This window comes from Mycobacterium sp. shizuoka-1, from assembly GCF_002723835.1.
Classification (GTDB): domain Bacteria; phylum Actinomycetota; class Actinomycetes; order Mycobacteriales; family Mycobacteriaceae; genus Mycobacterium.
Genome location: NZ_BEWG01000042.1, coordinates 1 through 4,368, shown reverse-complemented (window position 1 = coordinate 4,368; position 4,368 = coordinate 1). Strand labels below are relative to the sequence as shown.

Genomic DNA, 4,368 nt, shown 5'->3' with positions numbered 1-4,368 from the left:
GGCACACTGAGGGGGTTGATCAGCTGGCGTAGGACCGCAGACGGTCGGCCCGGTCGCCGTTGCGCAGCTTGGACATCACCTCGCGCTCGATCTGGCGGACCCGCTCGCGGGACAGGCCGAACAGCTTGCCGATCTGGTCGAGCGTGCGGGGCTGGCCGTCGTCGAGACCGAAGCGCAGCCGGATGACCTGCTGCTCACGCTCGTCGAGCGTGGCCAGCACGTGGCGGATGTCGGTGTGCAGCAGCTCGGCGATCACCGCGTTCTCGGCCGACATGGCTTCGGAATCCTCGATGAAGTCGCCCAGCGGGGCTTCCTCGTCGCTGCCGACCGGCATGTCCAGGCTCACCGGGTCGCGGCTGTGCTCGAGCAGGTCGTTGATCTTCTCGACCGGGATGCCCGACTCTTCGGCCAACTCTTCGTCGGTGGCTTCGCGGCCCAGGCTCTGGTGCATCTCCCGCTTGATCCGGGCCAGCTTGTTGACCTGCTCCACCAGGTGCACAGGCAGCCGGATGGTGCGGCTCTGGTCGGCCATACCGCGGGTGATGGCCTGGCGAATCCACCAGGTGGCGTAGGTGGAGAACTTGAAGCCCTTGCTGTAGTCGAACTTCTCCATCGCGCGGATCAGGCCGAGGTTGCCCTCCTGGATCAGGTCCAGCAGCGGCATGCCGCGGCCGGTGTAGCGCTTGGCCAGCGAGACCACCAGCCGCAGGTTCGCTTCGAGCAGGTGGCTACGGGCGGCCTGCCCGTCGCGGACCACGACCGCGAGGTCGCGCTTGCGGTTGTCGGACAGCCGCTTGCGAGTCTCCAGCAGATGCTGGGCATACAGCCCGGCCTCGATGCGCTTGGCCAGCTCGACCTCGTCCTCGGCGGTGAGCAAGGCGGTCTTGCCGATGCCGTTCAGGTATACGCGCACCAGGTCTGCGGCTGGACTCTGGGCGTCCAGGTCGCTGTCGAAGCGGCTGGTGGTGGCATTTGCCATGGTGGCCTCCTGATCGGCTGCAACTGTCAAACGGTCCAACGTTCGACCGGAGCAAAGAGTTCCCGCGAGCCGGTGGTCTCACACCCTCTGACGTGCAGAAATGGGGCGAGGCCCTGAGAATGTCCTGAGAAACGACCCGATCGGGGGTCAGTGGGAACCGGGGTCGGAATGCGGTTGCGCCGCGGAGATCCCGGGATCGAGGGCGCGGTGCTCGGCCCGCGGGAACAGCGGGGTGCGCTGTGGGACGTCGTTGAACCGGCGCGGTTCCTCGGCACGTCGCGGCGGGCGGTCGTTGGCGATCAGCACTGCCATCCACGGCAGCGGCAGCGACACCGCGATGATCGCCAGCGAGATCAGGCCGTTGTGCCACAGGCCGTAGGCCACGGCCGCCAGGATCAGCGCGGGAATGCGAAACGACATGATGGTCAAGTACTTCCGCACCCGCTGGCGGTGCTGCTCCTCGTAAGCCGGGGCGGCGGCGGTGATCAGCACGGGCCGACCTTCGTCGTCGAATCCGAGCTCACGCCTCATGGCTCTACTGTTCCACATTCCGCGATCGATATGCAGGCCGGTTTCTTACGGCTGTCTTACCGGGCACAATGTCTGTCATGCAGACCCAGACGATCGAGCGGACCGACTCCGACGAACGCGTCGACGACGGTACCGATGGCGACGCGCCGAAGTTCTTCCACTACGTCAAGAAGGACAAGATCGCCGAGAGTGCCGTGATGGGCACCCACGTGGTCGCGCTGTGCGGCGAGGTGTTCCCGGTGACCCGCTCGGCCAAGCCGGGCTCGCCGGTCTGCCCGGACTGCAAGCGCATCTACGAGCACCTCAAGAAGGGCTGACGGGGGCTTTCTCCTCGGCCTGCGGCGGCGGTGCGTCCTGGCTGTCGCGGTCGCTCAAGGACTTCGCCTTGTGCCGCAACCATGTTCGGACTTGGTCCGCGTGCGGCGTCGGGGCCGGCCACTCCTCTTCGATCGCAGCGTTCAGTTCGGCCCCGATCATGATCGCGAAGCCGAGGAAGAACGCGAACAGCAGGAACGCGATCGGCGTCGCCAGCGCCCCGTAGGTGTAGCCCGTGCTGGTGATCCAGGTCAGGTAGAACCGCAGACCCATGGTCGCCACCACGAACACCGCGGTGGCCAGCAGCGCGCCCCACACCAGGCGATGCGTGGGCAGCGGCTTGGGTAGCGACACCCGGTAGAGGATGGTCACCGCCAGCACCAGCGCCAGGATCAGAGCAGGGTAGTAGCCGTAGTGCAGGACGTTGTCCCAGCTGTCGGGCAGGTACGACGAGATCTTGCGGGGGCCCAGGGCCATGAACGGCGCCGCCGCGATGACGAACACCAGCATCACCACGTAGAGCCCCAACGCGAAGAATCGTTGCCGCACGGGGTGGCGCAGCGGTGTCTGGTCGTGGGCCTCGACCACCGAATCGACGAACGCCGAGATGGCCGACGAGCCGGCCCACAGGCTGATCACGAAACCCAGTGACACCACCTCGCCGCGGGCGCCCGCCACGATGTCGCGGACCGTCGGCTCGATGATCTCGTTGACGACATTGCGGGAGAAGAAGCTGTTGGCAAAGTTGATCAGCTGGTTCTCGATGGTCGGCAGGGTGTCCGGACCGAACAGCGGGGCGATGTAGGCCAAGCTGCCGAGCATCCCCAACAGCAAGGGGGGCAGCGACAGCACCGACCAGAATCCGGCCTGGGCCGACTCGGAGAAGATCGAGTCATCCCAACTTTTGGACAACGTCCGTTTGGAGATCCGCCATATGTGATGGCGTGAGGGTTTGGCGGGTTGGTCAGTCATGACCAGACCAGCATTCCCGACGACGGCAGTCCTGCCCAGCGACGTGGCCGTGAGTTGCGGTTATGCCTCCGACGGAGCGACCTGGATCACGGCGGCCAACTCGACGAGCTTCGCCTGATGCTCGTTGGCGTGGTGCTGGCAGAACAGGAGTTCGGCGCCGGAGGGGAGCGTGGCACGCACCCGGGCAGCGGCCCCGCAGCGGTCGCAGCGATCAGCCCTGGTCAATTCGGGACTGGTCAGGGTTGCGTTCATGGGCTCCTCCGTAAGGTGCTCAGCGCTTCGGTGACTCGGCGCCACCGTCACGTATCTCTACTGTCTCAGACGTTCGCTGTTCCGGCCTTGTTCCCCGGGGGTTTAGCGTTGTGTCGTGTCTCACGCCCTGTCCTGTTGCGGGTGCTGCAGTGTGGTCGTATGTACCCGAATCGGGAATTCTTACTCCACCTGTGCGGACAGCGGGACTGGGCAGCCGCCGAGGTCGTCGGCGAACTTTGCCCCGGCTCGCTGACCGAAGTCGGATTCGTCCACCTGTCGACGCCGGAGCAGGTGCATCTGCCGGCCAACCGGCTGTTCGCCGGCCGCACCGACCTGGTGCTGCTCCACATCGACCCGCACGTGTTGGACTCGCCCGTGCGGTGGGAACCCGGAGTGTCAACGGATCCCGAGTCGATGAGGTTCCCGCACCTGTACGGTCCGCTGCCGACGGCCGCCGTGAGAAGCGTCACCCCGTACCTGCCCGGGCCGGACGGCCGGTTTCAGCCGTTCGAGTCGTCGACGTAGGCATCGGCTTCGATCTCTACGAGCAGGTGCGGTTCGATCAGCGCCGAGACCTCGACCATGGTCGAGGCCGGGCGGACCGTGCCGAAGAACTCGGCATGGACCGCGCCCACCTCCCGCCAGCGTGAGATGTCGGTGACATAGATCCGGGTACGAACGACGTCGGCCAGCGCGGCGCCGAGCGCCTGCAACGAGGAATCGATGCGCTGCAACGCATTTCGCGTCTGCTCAGCTAGGTCGACGCCCGGCCCGGTGGTGCCGGCGACCCAGATCCAGGCGCCGGTACGGACCGCACGGGAGTACCCGACCTCAGGCTCGTAGGCCGATTCCGACGACAGCTTCACCCTGGTGACCACGCCGGTCAGGTTAGGTGGGTGCGGGCTGTCCACGCACCTGAATTACGCGCGGCTCAGCCGGCGCCGCCCGTGCCGCCCCCGCCGCCGGGACCGCCCTTGCCGCCGACACCGCCGGACTGGGATTGCCCTGTGCCACCCGCACCACCGGCGCTGCCCGGGTTGGCGCCGTTGGCGCCCGAACCGCCCTTGCCGCCGGCTCCGCCCGAGCCGCCGACGCCGCCGGTGTTGGTCTGCCCGTTCTCGGCGTTGCCGCCGAAGCCGCCGGTGCCGCCCGATCCGCCGCGGCCGCCGGACTTCGCCGTACCCAGACCCCCGGCGCCGCCCGCGCCGCCGGTGCCCCCGGCGCCGGCCGTGTTGTTCTGGCCGAAGTCGAAGTTCACGCCGCCGAAGCCGCCGGTACCGCCGTTGCCGCCGGCGCCGCCGGTCGCTCCGGTGCCGCCC

7 protein-coding genes and 1 pseudogene are annotated in these 4,368 nt (G+C 67.5%); 2 read left to right on the top strand and 6 right to left on the bottom strand.

Annotation, left to right across the window (positions count from 1 at the left end; all coding sequences use genetic code 11):
* Positions 1-19: 19 nt before the first annotated feature.
* Both MSZK_RS13805 and MSZK_RS13800 read right to left on the bottom strand, forming a co-directional pair.
* Positions 20-1,009, bottom strand: a complete 990-nt coding sequence (locus tag MSZK_RS13805; protein ID WP_255414214.1) for a sigma-70 family RNA polymerase sigma factor — start codon at positions 1,007-1,009, stop codon at positions 20-22.
* Positions 1,010-1,126: 117 nt separating this feature from the next.
* On the bottom strand, positions 1,127-1,528 hold the full coding sequence (locus MSZK_RS13800) for a DUF3099 domain-containing protein (protein WP_199203331.1): 402 nt from the start codon (positions 1,526-1,528) through the stop codon (positions 1,127-1,129).
* A gap of 59 nt (positions 1,529-1,587) precedes the next feature.
* Here MSZK_RS13800 and MSZK_RS13795 point away from each other — a divergent pair, with 59 nt between their 5' ends.
* Positions 1,588-1,827 carry a DUF3039 domain-containing protein gene (locus MSZK_RS13795; protein ID WP_099248702.1) on the top strand — a complete coding sequence of 80 codons (240 nt, stop codon included), beginning with the start codon at positions 1,588-1,590 and terminating at the stop codon, positions 1,825-1,827.
* Here the strand turns inward: MSZK_RS13795 and MSZK_RS13790 are convergent.
* Both MSZK_RS13790 and MSZK_RS13785 read right to left on the bottom strand, forming a co-directional pair.
* Positions 1,814-2,797 carry a YihY/virulence factor BrkB family protein gene (locus MSZK_RS13790; protein ID WP_099248700.1) on the bottom strand — a complete coding sequence of 328 codons (984 nt, stop codon included), beginning with the start codon at positions 2,795-2,797 and terminating at the stop codon, positions 1,814-1,816. The two genes, MSZK_RS13795 and MSZK_RS13790, sit on opposite strands and share 14 nt — an antisense overlap.
* Positions 2,798-2,857: 60 nt before the next feature.
* Complete coding sequence (locus MSZK_RS13785) at positions 2,858-3,049, bottom strand: hypothetical protein (protein WP_099248698.1); 192 nt, start codon at positions 3,047-3,049, stop codon at positions 2,858-2,860.
* A 159-nt stretch (positions 3,050-3,208) separates the two neighbouring features.
* Here MSZK_RS13785 and MSZK_RS13780 point away from each other — a divergent pair, with 159 nt between their 5' ends.
* Complete coding sequence (locus tag MSZK_RS13780) at positions 3,209-3,574, top strand: DUF952 domain-containing protein (protein ID WP_099248696.1); 366 nt, start codon at positions 3,209-3,211, stop codon at positions 3,572-3,574.
* Here MSZK_RS13780 and MSZK_RS13775 read toward each other — a convergent pair.
* Together MSZK_RS13775 and MSZK_RS32340 are read right to left on the bottom strand one after the other, a co-directional pair.
* The gene (locus tag MSZK_RS13775; protein WP_099248694.1) at positions 3,550-3,927 is read right to left on the bottom strand and encodes a RidA family protein; all 378 of its coding nucleotides are present in this window, start codon (positions 3,925-3,927) and stop codon (positions 3,550-3,552) included. The genes MSZK_RS13780 and MSZK_RS13775 overlap by 25 nt on opposite strands.
* A gap of 53 nt (positions 3,928-3,980) precedes the next feature.
* A pseudogene (locus MSZK_RS32340) lies at positions 3,981-4,368 on the bottom strand (hypothetical protein); the annotation flags it as partial.

Coding starts and splice junctions, on each gene's coding strand:
- MSZK_RS13780 (WP_099248696.1), top strand. CDS start 3,209: ATGTACCCGAATCGGGAATTCTTACTCCACCTGTGCGGACAGCGGGAC.
- MSZK_RS13800 (WP_199203331.1), bottom strand. CDS start 1,528: ATGTGGAACAGTAGAGCCATGAGGCGTGAGCTCGGATTCGACGACGAA.
- MSZK_RS13790 (WP_099248700.1), bottom strand. CDS start 2,797: ATGACTGACCAACCCGCCAAACCCTCACGCCATCACATATGGCGGATC.
- MSZK_RS13785 (WP_099248698.1), bottom strand. CDS start 3,049: ATGAACGCAACCCTGACCAGTCCCGAATTGACCAGGGCTGATCGCTGC.
- MSZK_RS13795 (WP_099248702.1), top strand. CDS start 1,588: ATGCAGACCCAGACGATCGAGCGGACCGACTCCGACGAACGCGTCGAC.